The organism is Aureliella helgolandensis (genome assembly GCF_007752135.1).
Lineage (GTDB): Bacteria > Planctomycetota > Planctomycetia > Pirellulales > Pirellulaceae > Aureliella > Aureliella helgolandensis.
On sequence record NZ_CP036298.1, the window covers coordinates 981908 to 1000139 of the forward strand.

An 18232-nucleotide genomic window follows, 5' to 3' on the forward strand; every position below is an offset into this window, starting at 1 on the left:
TTCCGATGAACTATTTAATATTGGGAAATATCAATGATGTATTTAGGAGAACACTCAGCGCAGTAGCGAGTGCGTCGTGCGATGCGAGGGAGGCTGCAGCCGCCCTGTTGTTCGTTGTCTACGTGCTGTTTCTTGCGAGCAAGAAGTGGGAAATGGAACGCATTTTAAACCACTTCTATATGGTGGGTTGTCTGCTTCGACAACTGGGGGTTCTGGTGGAGTTCCCATTCTACTTGCCTGTTGTCGAGGCTGCCTAACTTTTAAGCCATAGCAGCATTGTTGCTGCCATGGCTTTGTTGCAACTCGAACTCAACGCGAGCTGACTCGGTTGATGTCTCGTTACCGAATCTTTTAACCAAGCTCTCCGTCGTTGAAGCCATCCAGCAAGCCGGCCAACGCAAGATCGATGGAAAGACTTTCATCCCCCTCCTCTTCCTGAGCTTGGCTGTCGTCTACCCAGCTGGTGTCGACCCCCGTGGAGTCGGTGGTGCCACCGATGGATGCGAACACCTGTTCCGCTGCGGATTGGGCGGGACCCACTAGTGCCAAGTCGCTACCAGCGATCGAGCGTACAGCGGCAGGTTGGTTCTCCGACGTGCGGCTGACGATCTCCGGCGTGAAGGCTGCAGATAGAGCAGTCGATTCGCTCGGACTCAAGGAACTTGCAGCCTCACCTTCGCCTTCCCCACCACTGTTCGAATTCAGGTGGTTGATGACGAGCAACGCGTCGATCGGAGCGATGAAGTTATCGCCATTCACGTCACGGTAGGGTGGGGGCTCAGGGAGTCCTACAACGGAGGTGCTACCGGTGGTGTTGAGGAAGTTAATGATCAGCAACGCATCAATGGGGGAGATGAACCCATCGGCATTCACGTCCAGCGGGTTGGACTGGTTTTGATACTTCGCTGGCAATGGTGGATCAATGTTGATGGTCACGGTGGTGACTGCACTTTGACCCGCTCCATCGCTGGCTCGGTAGGTGAATGTGTCTGTAGTTCGTCCCTTGCTCAAATCATGTTGGTAGCTAAAGGTACCGTTCGGATTCAAGGTGAAGGAGGTTGCTTGACTTGGTCCGCTGACGAGGATCGCCGTCATTGCGGTGCCCTCTGGATCGCTATCGTTGGCGAGTACGCCGTCGTTGTTAGCTCCCCCAATCGTTCCCTGAGGATCGGTTGTTGCCAGCAATTCTCCCTGCTTGACGACGTATACGTCGGGAGTGGTTACGGGGACATCGTTGACCGCATTGACAGTCAAGATAAACGTGTCCGTGACCGTCTGTCCCAAGGAGTCGGTGGCACTGATCGTGATCTGTGCTCCACCCGATTGATTGTCTCCCAATTGCAACGTCAGTTGGTTGCCGGTGATTACCGGAGTGACCAAGAGTGGGTTGGAATTGCTAACGACTGCCAGTGTAAGGGTGTCGTTGCCCGCAAGCACGTCCGCATCGAAGAAGTAGTTGGGGCTGAGCGTAATGACAGGGTCCGTGGCATCCTCGTCGACCGTAATGTCAGGCAGAGGGGTAACCAACGTCGGAGCATCGTTGGCGGGAGTCACAGTGACCGTCACGGTGTCGGTGATCGTTTCACCTTGGCTGTCACGTGCTTCCACAACGATGATGGCTTCACCATTCGCATCAGGAATAATCTGGAGACGCAACTGAGTGCTCACAACACTCGAGGCGACCACGGTAGAATTCGTGTTGCTGAGAACTCGGTAGGTCAGCAGCTCTGTGCTGCCTGGATCCAGAGTGTCAGGGTCGTTGAAGACCGTCGTCAAATCGATGACTTGGGCGGCTGCGTCTTCCGCAACCGTGATGTGCCCCATGGGGGTGCCGATACGCGGTGCATCGTTCACGCCGGAGACGACCACGGTTACCGTACCGGTGGAGGTTTGCGGGTCGGAAACACCGCCGCTCGTTCCATTATCGGTAACTTGGTAGAAGAACGTGTCGGTTCCCACGAAGTCCGCAGCGGGCGTGTAGATCACATTCGTGCCATCAAACGTAACCGTACCACCCTGACTACTGGCGGGAGTGACCCCTGTGAAGGTCAAGGTTTGGCTACTTTCGTTGCCACTGCCGCTGCCCAAGTTGGGGCCTGGAGAGTCGTTGGCCATCAGCACCGCAGGGCTCACGCTCTGAGGGGTGTCTTCGGTGGCTGTGATATTATCCGCCCCGAGGGTTGGCGCGTCGTTCTTGTCGAGCACCGTCAGACCGAAGGTGACAACCGTGCTTAACGGTGCAGGTACGCCCGCTGTCGTGCCGTTGTCCGTTACCGAATACTTGAACGAATCGGTTCCGGTGTAGTTGCTAGGCGGAGTGTAAACCAGACGGTCCCCGATTAGTGCAACCGTACCACCAGCTGCGGAGAACTGATCGACACCGGTGATGACCAGCGTCTGATCGGATTCGTTGTCTGGGCCGGGAGTTGCACCCGCCAGTAAATCGGACTGAAGGACGTCGATCACTTCGTCTTCATTAATGGTGCGATTCTGGTTCGCAGCAATGGGGGCGTCGTTCACTTGTTGAACATTGAGAGTCACGGTACCGATATTGTTCGATTGCAGGACCCCATCGTTCACTTTGTAGGTGAAGGTGTCGATGCCATTGAAGTTCGGTAGCGGCTTGTAGGTAAACGTGCCGGTGTTTTCATTGAAGTTGAACGATGCCGCATGTTGTGGCATATCCACCACGCGAGCTCTCAATACGCCACCGTCTGGATCGGTGTCGTTGGCTACAACGCCATCATCGATCGTAAACCCAGGTGTGGCAGTGCCTTGCGCATCGGTCGTCGTGAGCGTACTGTCTTCATTGAAGATGTACGTGTCATCCACGGCCGTTGGAGGATCGCCAGGCACAATAGTCACAGCATAATCTTCGACTTCACCGTCGGCTGCCAGACCGGTTGGCACGAGGCCACCAGTGCTGCTCGAACGGAATCGAGCGAACGTGGAAGTCGAGATGGCTGGAATCGGAGCGGAGGCTGGAACCGTGACGGAGAAGGTCTGAGTCAGAGTATCCTCGGTGAACCTTGCCGATGTCAGGATTTGCTCGCCAGGATCATCCCAGTCACCATCCGCATTGAAATCGATCCAGGCATCCACAAAGCCGGCACTATTGAGTGTCACATCGATGCTGGTCGTGGCGTTGCGGTTGAAAATGCCGGTCTGTCCTAGGCTTGAGCCAAAGACCACACCGTCATCGAATCCATCACTAGTAGCACCCGGCGATGGCTGGCCATCATTTTCTGCACTGATGCCTGCACCCAGCAGAGCGACCGATCCGAAGACGTGTCGAGCTCCATTGTTGATGTGCTTGGTTGGGTAGCGTCCCTGGGTCGTCGTGAATGGATCGGGCGCGTCGCCGTAGTCGAGCGTGATTCCCGGCATCAAGATCGTAAACTCAGTTTCGTTATTGATCTGGTTTGGCTTGAGGTAATTGGCCGCCAGGTCGGAGACTCCACGTAGGAAGTAGCTCTCAATCGCCGAGCTGACCGACTTGGAACCCGCTACAAACAGCGTCGCGTCACCGCGATTCGATGCGACTAAGTGAGCGTTGTCCGACCCGTTAATGGCGTCGATGATCGCTAGCTTCATGTCCGCACCGGTAAAGCTGGCATCTTGAATGAAGGTCACAGCGTTGGCACCGCCTGGAACACCGGAGCTGATCAGCGTCGGTGCGCCCGAGGTGTCAGTGCTAAAGCGTGGCGTATCATTCAGTTGAAGGACCGCGTTGGCCAGGACGGTTGTGGTGAGTCCCAGGTTGGCGCCCTCGATGGCCGCTTTCATGCTCTGCACCAGCGTCTCGGGAGTGCTGGTGGCGCTGAACAGAATCGGGGTGTTGCCTGTCGTAATGCCATTGTTTAAGCCGACATTGTCAAATTCGAAGACCACCTGGATATCACCATTGTTGATGGTAAACGTTTCGCCATCGGTGACGACGCCGCGGAATTTGGTCAACGCTGAAGTGCCGAGGAGTACTTGGCTCTCATCGAGTTGGCCGAGACCTACTTGTCCACTTCCGAGGTTGCTCGATGGAATGCCCAGACCGGATCCGTTGATCGCCAGCACCATGGCATTCGCAATATTGGCTGAGGTGCTCAGCGGTGTGTAGTTGACGACGACGTTGGTGGGATTGGTCGGTCCACTTCCGTTACCGTCAAACTCAAAGACGCGAGTCGTACCATTGGCGGTGATCGTGAAGAGGCTGCCATCGGCAATCGCACTAGCACCACCCGGGGGTACCTGTAAAACGAGTGGTCCAAAGACTCGCAGACGAGTCCGACTCTGAACACCTGGCGTTCCAAAGAGTCCCAGGCCTGGGGCACCAGTCACATCGATCGTGTTTCCAGGATCTCCTCCCACTGAAATGTTTCCATCTCCGACGCTCTTGGGGTTGAGTCCTAAGCCGGCAGCTTTGATGGCAGCCACCATGCGATCGGCAATGGTACTTTGGTTGTCGTTGACACCAATGGCGATTGCCGTATTGCCAGCGGCAACCGTCGCATCACGCGAGAATTCAAAGGTTTGAGATGTCCCGCCTGCAGTGACCGTGAACTGCTCGCCATCCTGCAGCGTGCGTGAAACGCCCACAATCGTCAGCTGGCTGGTGCCGACTGAAGCGGAACCACTGGAGCTGAGGCCAAGGTGGACATAGCGTCCGCTGACTACCGAAGGAGTCACCGTTAGCGTGCTGTCAGCAATTGCCTGGCTAGTAAGTTCTGCCACATCGTCGGCGGTAATGGCCGAAGTGAAATCGATGGCGGTGTTGCCTGGCGTTACGGTTCCATCGGTGTCGTATTCGAACGTGACGGTATTGCGACCATCACTGACCGTGAAGGTGTGGGAATCGAGGACACCACCGCGAGGTCCGGAGGGGGGAATCGCGAAAGCGTAAGTGGTCGTAGGCTGATCCACGGTGGAGAAGGTCGTGTCGAGAACGACACCCGCTTCGGCACCTAGGAAGATCTGACCTGTACCTATCGCACTCGGCTGGACCGCCAATCCCGCAGACTGGATCGCGGCGATGATGGCCGTTTGCATTTCCTGCTGCGTATCGCCCAGTTGGTAGGCAATGCTGCGGTTGCCTGACAGGATGTTGCCGTTGCGGTCGAATTCAAACGTGGTCTTGACGCCGTTAACGGACAGACTGAAACGATCACCGTCAGCGATGCCACCGAATGCACCACCGGCCAGTGGAATGTTCATGGTCAGGCCTTGTGGGACCTGGAGTCGGAACCCGCTGTCGAATTCATAGACTACCACACCACCGTCTTGGTCGGTGATGGTGAACGCGTCCCCGTCGGAGACTTGGTCCCCTTGAGGAGCGGTGATGACAAATCGATCTTGATTGTTGATCGAAATCTTATAGACGCGATCATTCTTCCAAACCCCTGCCAGTGGAGTGAGGATCACTTCATCGCGGGTTGCGTTGTAAGCAAACGTGTAATCGATTCCTTCTCGCAACATCTTGCCATTTTCGAACACCACGACCGCTGCACCGGTGAGACGCTTGCCGTCAATGACCGAATTGACCACGGTGTTGTCGTCGATGCCGATTCCCAGCAGTGGGTTGGCAGGCTCATTACCGTCCGCCAGTTGAATACGGAACTCAGGGTAGACGCCTCCGTTGAGTTGCACTACGGAGTCGGCGCCATCTTGGTCGATGTTGAGCGCGTCATTGTCGATCGGGTTGAGCAGCACGGCCGCAGGTCCGATGAAGTCGGCACGGTCCAGTGCACCGCGATCTTTGAACACGTTTTGGCCCTGGCCACTAGGTGGCGATACGGCAGGGTCATCAGCTCGCAACTGTCCCACGAGATCGTAGGTCGGAGCCAGCAACGGGGCAGGTGCAAGCCCCATGGAGGACTTGACAGCGGCCAGAACCGAGCGTTCTGCCAGTGAATCGACACTGCTGTCGATTAGCGGCGAATTGGACGCAGGCAGATACTGACTGGCCTGAGCATTGACGAATAGACGCACATCATCGGCGATGTCAAAGTTGAGATCGGACGACGTGTTGGGGATATTCGTTGGAGATTGTTCAATGCCGGTCGCACGCCGCAGTCTAGCCACAGCCGGTTCATCGTATTGATAGATGGAACCGCCCACGATGACTTGGCCCGGTTTAAGGACCTCGTTCGGGTTGTTGGAGCCGTAAGGGGCTACACTTCCGGTTAGCGGGAATCGACGCGACTCCTCATTAATGATTGGCGTTTGTAGGTTAAAGAAGACATTGTTGAGAACCGTTGGGCTAGCACCCTTCGAGGCAAGCACGCCAGTCTCAGGCAACAATTGATCCAAATTGTTGTTCGCATTTTCGTCTGGATCAACGATCACTGCTCCGTTGCCATCTACCCAAGCGGCGTTGCTGATGACCACGTACATTTCGGTCGTACCATCGGCCAACGATGTGTTGGAGAGCGAAGTGGTTTGGTCACGGTCATGGCCCAGGCCCAAATTGCCCATGCTGGTGGTGATTGGAGTTCGGCCATTGACGCTAGTGGTGAACAGGTAGCCGTCGCTGCGGCGAGTGAACAGCTCCAAACCTTGGTTGATTTCATAAAAATCACCCGTGAGTAGACGTCGGATTTCACGGTCGCTGAGGTGGTTGGTGCCCAGCTCGTCGATCAGTCCGCCGCCGAAGAAAGAACGACCATCGGAGAACGTATCCAGGAAGGTTGCGCGGTCCCCCACAATGGAGTCGAGAGGAGCGTCAATCACGCCAGCTAGACCACCGAGAGCACGAGCATGTACCGGTGGAAGAGGGTTGGCCGTACCGAAAGTGCCGTTCAGGAGATCTTGTTGGTTGGAGATAACGGGTTGACCACCATTGCCTTCAGAGATGGCCTTGGCAATGGCCCGGGCAACGTCTGGACGATACCAATCGGTACTGATGTAGATTGGGATATTGCCGGCGGTGAAACTACCGTCGAAGGTGAATTCAAACGTGCGTCCACTCGAGCCAGTGCTGCCAATGTCGGGTACACCAAAGATCGTGAAGGTGTCCCCTTGAGCGTACGCGCTACCATGCTCGGCAGTGATCACGAAGTCCTGCAGGTGACGTACACCAATCGAAACGGAGTAGGCACCTGTGGTGGCACCTTCGACCCGATTGGCACTCGACAATGGGTCATAGTCCGAGTTCCCAGCCGAGCTGATGGCGGCGTAGTAAACACCCGGTGCCGTAGCGGTGAAATCGGCGTAAGGATCTAAGCCGAGTGTCTCACCCGGAGCGGCACTGTTGTCACTTAGTTGCATAGCGAGACCGCTGGCATCCAAGAACGTTTGTGCGATTCCACGGCTGTCGAATATCTGTAGAACACTATCGAGAGTGCCGACGGTGTCGACATCGACGATGACTCGCTCACCAAGTCCAAGCTTAAATTGGTAGACGTCCACGTCGGTTCCGGAGAGTCCCAAGGTGGTGTCACCAATCACGGCATCTGCGGTGTAGGCCAGCGGATTGTGTGCGGTGCCTTGCCAGGTTTGCACAGCAGTTTGGAGCGTATCGTTGGGTTCAACCTGCGGATCTTCTCCATTGAAGCTGGCGCGTCCGTCTTTGCCAATCACCGTATTGTTGATCAATCTCGCTTGTGGCTGTGGGCTGGAGCCCAATGTGACCAAGCGAACATCAAACGGCAGACCTGGGGAGGTACGCGTATTCAGCTGAATGTTGTTGACACCCTCGATGTAGACCGCTGGTCGATTGTGATACTCGGGGTAAAAAGCTTGCGTCTCTAAAGGAGCGCCTAGGTCAGGCCCCAGAAGGCTTTCCGCTACTGTCACCTTGACTGTTTGCGTGGTTCCGTTGGTGACAAAAATGCTCCCCAACAAAGCATCGCGAATCGCGTGCATCGTCTCGAGTGCGGTAGTACCAAACGGTGTATAGGTCGAATTGAAGTCTAGGCGGTGATAGAAATCGCCACCATCGCGACGATAACCGATGGGGATGGAATCGACATCGTACCCATTTCCCTGATTCGTATTTAGGTTTTCGAATTCGAACTTCAAGCGAGTCCGTTCGCTGTCGATGAGGAAGTAATTGCTGTCACCGATGGAGTGTCCAAAGTGGGTGAAGTTGGCCGCCGTTGTTCGGTCGTTGTCGGTAACTGGGATGAAGCTCGGGGAAATCATCCAAATTGGATTCTCGCCCTCGATGTGCACTCCACCCAATCCGCCCTCTTCAAGAACGTTGTTCTGCACCACGATGCCAGGCACCATGCCGCCAGGCACTTCGTTGTTGGGTAGCAAGAGATTGCGCACCGCTTGCGTACCAACCACGTTCGGCTTGTCCTGCAATACCTGACGTTCGGTAAACTTGTTGTTGTTAACCAGATTGTCGCGAGGATCTTGAAGTCGTCCGGAGGCTTCGCTCCAGATTCCGTAATCACGCGAATCGCGGATGAAGGAGTTCTGAATCAAAACCTGGCCTTGATCGCGTTGTGCATTGCGATCCGAGAATCCGGAGTTGAAGATGATTTCTATCGCACCGGCTGGGTTGTTCGCACGAATGCTTTCGACGAGTGCGTTGCCAAAGAGGTTGATCTTGGCATCGTCACCAGCACTGCCGGTAACAATTCCGCCCGAGGAAGCCGCGCGGATTTTCAATCGTGATTGCACGCTTGGGTTGTTGACCGCATCTCGAATTTTGGCGGCGATGGCTGCTGCCGAGTCGGCGGCGGTGAAGCGAACCGCCACGTTGCCTAGGCCAACCGCAGCATCCGTCGAAAACTCAAAGACAATCTTCGTGCCACCGTCGCTGATGGAGAATTGGTCACCATCGGTCAGGTCGCTACCAGCTGGGGCAACCAAGCTAATCTGCTCAGCCAGGCGGTCGTTGGTATCAAAGGCTTTCGTGAGAGTTGGCGGCCCAAAGCTATTGGAGGTAAAGAATTCATCTCCCATACGGACTTCGAGCTGGTAAGCTCCGGTCGTGACCGTGGTCGAGGGGACGTTGACGGGCACATAAGTCGCATTCGGCTCATTGTCAAAGGCAGATGAACCGTCCGCCAGTTCGATATGCACATCCTGAATGCGGACGTTGGTGGGATCGTTGTCACGCGTCCTGAATTCAACCCGCAAGTTGGACCGATTGGCCCAGCGATTCAGAGAAATCAACTGTGTCTGCGGAGCACCCGCGGTCAACAAGACCTCGGTCGGCGCGCGTCCTTGGGCCACACTAGTTGCCACCCGGGTGGCAACGCCCGTCGTATCGTCGATGACGAAGACATCCAATGCTCCGTTGAGGATCTCATAATCGAAGGACAGGGCGGGGTTTTCACGCCCGGCTAGGTAGGTTTCCAAGGAGAAGGTGCGTGTCGGTTCGATGTCCAGTCGACCCAGGAAGCCACTCAACAGCAGAGCTTGCTCATCGCCCACACCATTCAATTCACCCCGTTCACCAAATCCAATGATGACGTTGTTCATGGTGGTGGTGGCATCGGCACTGCGGAAGATCAACTGCAGGCCACTTTGCCCTGCGAAATTGTAGCCTTTGACTGAATCGGCCAAAGGTATCTTGAGCGAATTCGTTCCCGTCTTCAGGTCGAGTGTGTTGAAGTCAAATGCAGTCGTCGCGACTTGCGTTTCGACACCCGCACTATTGCGAACGTAGATGTCAAAATCACCAGCACCATGGGTGTAGTTCAGATAAACACTGGGCAAATCTGCAGCCGCGTAGCCAGCCAACGAGAACTCTTTAGAAATGAGTTCTCCCGTGGCGCCGACGTCGGTGCGTGGCAAGAAATTCTGAACGACGGGAGGTTCTGCGGATGTCACCCCTAGAATGAAGTCCTCGTCAACAATGCGCCGCACCGAGCTGATGGGGCTTACATCAAAGGGGTAGAGGACGCGGGTTCTAGGTTGCAGCGCGGCGGAGGAGATACCCACGAGATAAGTACCCTCTTGCAACGCGACTGGCCCGATATAGGCATCGCCTGTCCCTGCCGAACCTCGCGACAGATCTGTCATGTCCGTACCCGCCAACGGACGCGCTTGATCTTCAGCGATGTTGCTGGAATCGCCTGTGTAGACCAGACGGTACTGGAATTCGTTGAAGGGGTTGCTGGATGGCTCTTGTCGGAAAATGTTGATGGAGGTGTCCGGACGGTTGAGACCATCGGCATAGTCCATGTCAAAGACGACCGACGCATAGCCGCCGAATAGTCCGCCCACCAAATCCTCTTGCCTGACCTCAATCATGTAGAAGTCGAGGTCTGTGCTACTGGAAAGCTCGCCGGCAACGCTGATCGCTCCTAGCGATGTATCGAGAATGTTCCCGATGTACTGCGGACGATTTCCTTCCTGAGGGTCACCAAAGTTGGCATCTCCCGAGACGAGTGGGAAACCAAATCCAGTACGACCATTGCCACCTGCCACTCCATTGTTGGATGGGAAGTCTAGGAAGTTTCCACTCGAAGAACTTTCATCTTCGGAAGCTTCGCCCATTAGCGGAGATTCGCCGGGCATGCCTCGCAGGTGAACACCATTCATCGCATAGCGAATATCGGCATAGTTCACTGTCGAGCCAGCCCACTCTTGAGCTTCCTGCAGGCGAACTTGTGCCTGATAGGCACCCGATGTCAATCCAGCTCCTGAGGAATCGCTGTTTGTACTCGCGCTCCGCACTCGGAAGTAGAACGTGCTACGTGTACCGCTAGCGCCAGGGAGTCGCACTCGCATGCCTGGGTCAAGTGGATTGGTTGTCCCATCTTCCTTAGGTGCACCTTCGGCGGTCAGGCGTGTGGACTCGAGTCGCGAAGCGAGCGGGTTCACACTACTGGCAGGAATCAAGGAGGAGCGAACCAATAGGGATGGATCCAGCGATTCGGCCGTGCTGTTGTCGCTTCGTGCCAGGAGTGCTCCGTTGGCATCGAGCAGTTCGAGTACCAAGTCGAGGTTGTTGAGCGTGTGGTCGATGTCGAGCCAGATCTCTGTCCCGGCAGCCGCCGAGAAGCTGTACACATCCACATCTTCGTTTTGGCTCAAAACACCTTCGACGACAAAGCCCAGTCGTAGGTTCTCACTGCTCGACGAAGTGTTCGCTGCCAAGTCCCCTAGGACCTGAGCCGAAAGTGACGAACCGTTGGAACCGGGGGCTGCCGCCGTGAAGTCCTCCGTTTCGAGTACGATGGCCACATTGCGATCGTTGGAGTACTGGTCTAGGAAAATCCCACGCCAGTCGGCCGCTTGAGGAAGCGAACCAATCCCGTCATTGTTGGTGTCCGCTTGCGGACGACCGTTCGGTTGCAAACCGGCACCGACGGTGTCATCAAACAGGCTAGTCAAGATCACCGGAAAACCAGGTTGCCCCAGCAGATGAAGCGTGCCACCCACGCGATCGGTGTTGGCCGCAGTTTGGCCATTGGCTGTAAGGCCCGCACCCATATTGTCATTGAAGTTCGAACCGTAGCCATCGAATTTGACAACCAGAGATTCGCTCGGTGCACTCTGCAGACGCAAGCCGCCTTCGTGTTGGATATTGCCGGTGAAGATCTCGTCGTACACTACGTGCACGATGTCTGTATCGTCCCAGACGCTGGCTGTGGTGAGCGTGTCGCCACGTAGCTCAAGACCATTGAGCTCGTTATTCTCGAGCCGGTTGTTGCGGATCAATGGACCGCGGTTGGCGAGGAAGTTAGGATCGCGATCCGCATCCCCGGTTTGTCGTCCTGTGTCCGGCTTCAAGTCGTCAACCATGCTGTTGACATCAATGTCGATCACGCTGCCTGCGTTGCCGCGGAAGACGTTGTCAAGGATGGTCGGTTGGGTACCACGAACGAAGATCGTAGCCGGAGCGTTGCTCAGGCGTCCGAGCCGCGTTCCAGGGCCTTGGCCACCAAAACCATCGCCATTGTTTTCAAACACGGTGTGGGCAATGCGGGCGTCCGCTTGTTGCAGTTCAATCACGTTGAAGGACCGGAACGTACCCTCGAGCTTCGTGACACCACCGCCATAGGCGAACGTGGCGTAGTCGACACTCAGGCTCGAAGTGGGAGCCATGTAGATGCCCCCCCAATCGCCTGGGGATGGGAGTGTTGAGCTACCGTTGTTGTTGGTATCGAACGTACCGCCAGCTCCGACCGTGTCGTCCAGTTTACTACTGAATACGATGGGCAATCCATCGGTACCTTCTGCGATGATGTTGGCACCAAAGGTCGCTTCGATGCGAGCTGCTTCCAACTTGAGAACTGTACCGGGGTCAATAACCAGCGACGCGTTCAACCGTGGACGCTTGATGCCCAGACTCTCCGCTGCCAAGGATTGCGTGTTCCCGTTCCCATCGAGAATGGCTGCTCCGGTATCGACGAAGGACTGAGTCGACGCGTTGCCGCTGTCCATCAACTCGCCAACCAAAGCATAAGGCGACACGCCACCGAGAGAACTGCGGTAGATGCGTCGTCCCACATAACCGTCCAGGGTTAGTGGAAGGTTCGATAGTGTTACGGAACCATTGTCCGCCACCGTAACCGAGTCGGTTGGGTTGGAGGCTAGTCCCTCGCGACCACCGGCATCAACCATGACGATGCGGTAAGAGTAACTACCTGCAGCCAAGGTGCCCAAGGTGTCAGGCGTCGAACTCACCGCGGAGATGTCTGCACGATCCCGCGCCAGTACGCCACCCAACGAGTTGCCAAGATCAAGGTACGTGGACGAATTGCGATCCAAAGCAGCGATCAACTCATAGGGCCCCGTTCCATCGGCAGCACTGCGGTACAGGCGGCGACCGATAAAGTCTCCGGTGGCATTGGGAATACCTGCTACCGAGATAGCGGTTTGGTTGGCCACCAGATCCAAGCTCAGCGACGCTTCGGAGGCGATGCTCTCGTAACCGTTTCGGTCAACGAACGTGATCTTGTAGTTGTACGTTCCAGGCAGAAGTGTTCCACCGACCGTAGCTGCGGTCGAAATTAATTCCGCTGGAGGAACGGTGCTGTCGAGAATTGAACCACCAGGTGCACCACTCACAACCACGTTCTCGGACAAAATATGCACGATATCGATGTCATCAAAACGGCCGGGAACGGTCAGCGTTTGCGTGGTGCCATCGACGGGCGTGTCGACTCGAATGAACAGACCGTTCAGCGAGTTGTTGACGAGAGAGTTGCGACGGATCTCGGGCCCGACCCGGTCATAATCACTTGTGAATTCCCCACTGAGTTGGAAGCGGGGTTCGTGGAAGTTGGTTTCTTCAAAGCTGTTGGGAAGCGCACTCATCGCTGCACTAGCACTGCGCGAAATGCGGTTGTCAGTAATGGTAGGACGTGTTCCCAACATCTGAATGGGGTTCACGCTCTGTTGCACCGAATCGACGATGACCGTTCCACCGCCATAGCGAATGTCGGCATGATTCATGTACTGCAGGAAGATCCCTTCGTCTTCCAGGTCTTGGCGACCGGCCGCTGAGTCGACGTCGCGGCGGTAGGACACGCCCCCCCAATCGCCAGCCGCGGCCGTCGTCCGTGGTGCGTAGGTGTCGAGACCAATGGTTTCATCCAGCCATGAGGTGAAGAATACGCTACCCGACGCGTTCGTTCCATCCGCATTGCGCAGCGCGTTGCCTTGGGAGTCCAGCAAGAGTGGCGCACCCAGGACCTGCAGTGAGGACCCTGAGCGGTCGATGTTTAGATTGGAGCTGCCCACGCCAATGCGGGCACGATTGAGCTTAAAGATTGCTCCAGCGTCAATCATGGTCGTCACACCTTGTGGGACTTCCATCGTGGCGCCATCGGTCAGTGTTGTGCCGGGTAGCAAGCCCGTACCGATTTCGTAGGCGACGTTGTCAGCGACGGTGCTGAGGTTGTTGTCCGCTCCGCCGTTTCCGACGATACGCACAATGTCTCCAGGGAGAGCGGCAGCGAATGCGTTGGCAACGCCGCTACCGGAAATGTTGTTGAACGGATGCGCGAGCGTACCGTCCGCACTCGGCCCAGCTGTTTTATCCACGAAGATGGTCTTACCACCCACATCGATCAAGGACAGCAGCGGATCGATGGTTAGCGTGCGTTCGCCGACAAGAGACAGCATCGTGCCGTTGGTCGTAGCCGCAACGTTCAGGCTCGACTGCTGGTTGATGGCGGTCGCCAAAGCGTTTGCCAATTCGCCAGCAGTGGAGTTTGGAAGGTAGGGAACGCGAATGCGACCCGCGGTCACGTTTAAGTCCGAACTGAATTCAAAGGTTCGCGAAGTGCCACTGGCGCCAACCAGCGTTACCGTGCGACCCTCCAGGGCGGGCGATGAACCTGCGTTGAAGTTCAGCGTGCGGTTGAGTGGTCGGGTTTGGAACCAGAAGTCGTAAGTGCCTCCGGGGGCACCATCTCCATCTCCATCCAGTCCAACGGAGCTGTCGCCAGCACTGCTGGCAATATCTTGGATTGCGCTAGAGGTGTCGACTGCCGCGCGGAAGGTGATCCGCAGTTCGTAATCGCCCTGCGAGTCTCCGCCGAATCCTGTGCCCTCGATCGACGCGTTGTAATTGTTATTGCCGCTGGCACTCACACCGATGTAATACACGCCAGAGCTGAGCGACTGTTTGAGCACGGAGTCTTGGCTGAAGTAATCGTCATTCTGCGAAACTAGCTTGACTTCGCCGCCGGTCAGGACGACTGGATTTTGTGTTAGGGTGTTGCCGCCTACCTTGGATGCGGCGTCCCCGGCTTTCAGGCTGACCTTCACCAGTGAGCTGGCCGCTGGTGAATTTTCAATGGCGTCGATAATGTCCTGAACAGTGCTTTCGCTGCCAGGGGTGGAATTCAGGTCAATGCTGATCGCATTGGGGAATACGGTCAGAGTCGGCTTGCTGGCGTTGCCACGAGCGGTTTGCGTGAAGAAAATCTGAAGTTGATTTCCTTGAGCTCCTGGTCGAACCGATTCAAAGTAGACGCTCAAATCATCCGTTGCACCGAAGGTGGTGGACGCCGAAGCTTGGAATTCTCGGAAAAGTTCAAGGTTCGTATTCAACGGGCTGCTATTGGTCAGCCGCTGTGCATAGGTTTCGGCCGTCAGCACGCCGACACGATTGTCTCCGCCAAAGTCGACTTCAAACCGGTAGAGATCGATGTCTGAGCTATCGGGACGATAGAGGTATTGCCCATGCAAGATGTCTTGGTTGCCTGGGAAGACTGGCTCGTAACGCTCGTCGCTGGCATTGAGCTGCGCGTCGTTGCTATCGGCAAGTGTGTCTAAAGCATTCAGGAAGGTGGGGTCGAGACGCATCAGCGTCGATTCGGGAAGATCACCGGCACGCTCCAGCCCAAGAATCATGGCTACCCCGGCGGCCAAGTTTCGCGAGAAGCTCTCGCCGTACTCGTTGCCCCACACGTTGGTAGCCGACATGATCAACAGGGAGTTCTCAAACGTCGGATCGATCCGTACTCCAAAGACCCCTTGGGTTTGGATCTGAGTACCGGCCACGGGCCGCAGGCCAGTCATCGCGCCGGAGGCGATGGTCAGACCCAAATCGGCAGTTTCTACGAACTGCACGCCGATGTAATTCGACCACAACGCTAGGACTTCGCGAGCGCGCTGCTGTTGGGCCGGACTGATCGCATTGGTCAGCTCATTGCCAGCATTGTCGAACGAATACAGGTTGCGGAAATTGTAATAGATCGTCGTGATACCATCGGTTGCATCGGCACCGAAGGCACTGTTCACGTGATCTTCAAAACCACCGACCAAATTCTGCGGCAAATCGCGATGAGCCGCATCATCGCTCGCACCTGGCAAGTCGAGAATGTAGGATTCAGGGTCAATCGCAGAAGCAAGGATTAAGCTGGAGAGTGCGGTTTGGTCCGAACCCAAAACTCCTAGATCACTGGCGGTGTTGAAGGAACTTCCGAGCCCCACCAGGGTAACGGGAGAGTAGGCAAGGTTGCGATTTCCAACCACGGTCGAGGCGTTGCCAGACTCGATGTCCACCGACAGCAGATTGGAAGCGGCGGGTGAACTGCGAACCAAGTCGATGACTTGTTGGGCGGTTAGGGTTTGCGACCCGAGGTTGATGTTTACCGTTCGACCCGAGACCGAAACGGTGGCGGTTCCACTACCTGAATTGGTGAAGGCAACTTGTATTCCGCTGCCACCTTCGCCGATTTCGCGGGCGGTAAATCGAAGCTTAACCGCTCCCGCAGTGTTCATGTCGGTTACGACCGTCGCCGACGCTTCGCTGCGAACTGGTGCAATCGGAGTTGATTCACTCGTGCCAATACGCAAGCGGTAGGTAGCTGGCCCAGCATTGCTGCCAGCCAACTCATTGATGTCACCGGCAAAACGCAAGGTGGCCGTGTTCGTCGCCGCATTGTACTGGACCGTTTGCGGCAGGAAGACCGCATCGTCGGTGTTGCGAATGGTGTCCGATGTAAAGATCAGTTGATAGAACGCTGGATTCTCCACCGATCGACTTGTCGGCCGACCCAGTGCATCGTTCTCAACCAACAACTTGTCGCTGTCAAAATAGACGACGACGGTATCCCGTTGTTGAACTAATTGACCACCCGATCGAATCACCGGCTGTGGGACCACGGAAGTGACTTGAGGCCCAAGATCCAAGCGGAAATCGACGGTGTCCGACCGAGTGCCAGGAATGGTGGGCCGGAACAAACTGCCTGTGCCGCCAATTTCATCAGCCACGTTGCGTAGGCCAACAATCCCAGCCGCTGGATCGTCGAATCCAAAGACTTCAATCCGATAGTCGTCATCGCGCAGCGAATCGGCAAAACGGAACGTAACTTCATTTTCATTGGGGCTGTCGCCAACCAGAACCGCACCCGGGGTGAGGATGGTGTCGTAGGTCTTGTTGATCGCAATGGGAGCGTAGGTCGACGCGGCAGCCTGGCCCAGGGGAGCCGTTCCCAGTCCACCATGAAGCTTGGCGGTGATGCGTCCCTGCGTGGCGGTTGCGCTGTTAATGGCAGCGATCAGACCGCTAGCCGTTGTCGGGCTGGCCGGGTTGGTATTCAGGGTAATGGAGATGCTGGTCCCACTCAACGCAATGGCAGGCGCCGTTCCGGCAGGCAGCACCGCGTGCGTTACCGTGACGTTCCAGGTCTGCCCTGGCACGACGGCATCCAACTGGATGTTGGCGCGTCCATTGCTACCAAAGTCGCTCTGTGCCGTGCTCAAACCAAAGCTTCCGTCACCTCCAGCGCTGGAGATGCGAATGCCGCTTAGTGTTGCCGCATCAATAATCTGGGCATCGTCAAAACGGAACTTCAGCTCCCGGGGAGCCTGATCACGAATTGCACCATCGACCAGTAAGTCGCTGTTGTTGGGTTGAATACCGATTAACAGCGGACTGGCCGTCAACAGCTGGCGCTGTTCCAGATTTTCCAACAACATGCTACGCATCCTTCGCTTTGCTTTCGCACGCGAAGAATTGGCAGCGGAATTACGAGAGGAGTTTGCCGAATGAGACTTTCGGATGGCCATTAACCAACCCTTAGAGCTTGCAGGTGAGCTTCAGCACAAAACATCCCCAGGAGCGAGGATGTGGGCGTTACACGGACGCCAATTGCCGCAAATAAACGACGTGGTAGAACCACCAAAACGAGGAGCAGTGAGTACCAGAGACGAGCTACACACCGCCCGCCACCAGCCAGGACAATGCAAATTGGTTAACATCCGCATTGTACTGAAGTGCCGACACGACCGGTGTAAACACGCCTCGCGACCCGTTCAGATACGGGGTCGATTATAATTACGGGCAGTATGGTTGCAAATTTCAAGGGGTCGCAGATCACGTAATCTGCGTATCCTTCCTATGTTTTCCAGCTCAAACTGCCCAATCATACCGGACATGATGTTTAGAGGGACGCGTTGGCCCTAATCGCTACCCAGGGAAGGTGGCTCTGTAGGTATTCTGTGGTAACCGTTCGACGTCTGTAGAGCCGGGAAGTTCCCGCATAATAGGAACTCTACTGAGAATTGGTACCATCGTGCGCATAGGAGCAGCTGGGCGACAGGCCCATGCAGAGGTGCCGGGAAGCGTATTTAACTAGCTCGCCCAGGGGTGCCGCTCACAATCAGATTGCTGTTTGGGGGGCAGGCGAAATTTCGCCAGCTACAGACAGCCCTGACACGGCCAGATCACTGCGACAATTCCCGCCGCAGCTCACCGAATGGGGGGGGGCTGGCTTAAGACGCCTGGGATGAGCCCGCAACCCGCGTCGTCGAACAGCGGATTAAAATTGCAACCCGCCTAGGCTGTGAAGTTTTTTCACCAACGGACTCTTTTGGT

Annotated in this window: 2 protein-coding genes; one reads left to right on the forward strand and one right to left on the reverse strand. The window is 56.0% G+C overall.

Annotated features, from left to right (window positions below):
- Nucleotides 1–5 precede the first annotated feature (5 nt).
- Nucleotides 6–257, forward strand: a complete 252-nt coding sequence (locus Q31a_RS03490) for a hypothetical protein (protein ID WP_145074054.1) — start codon at nt 6–8, stop codon at nt 255–257.
- Nucleotides 258–351: 94 nt separating this feature from the next.
- Here the strand turns inward: Q31a_RS03490 and Q31a_RS03495 are convergent, their stop codons facing one another.
- A complete protein-coding gene (locus tag Q31a_RS03495; RefSeq protein ID WP_197356154.1) occupies nt 352–17334 on the reverse strand; it encodes a tandem-95 repeat protein in 16983 nt (5660 codons plus the stop codon).
- Between the last annotated feature and the right edge of the window lie 898 nt (nt 17335–18232).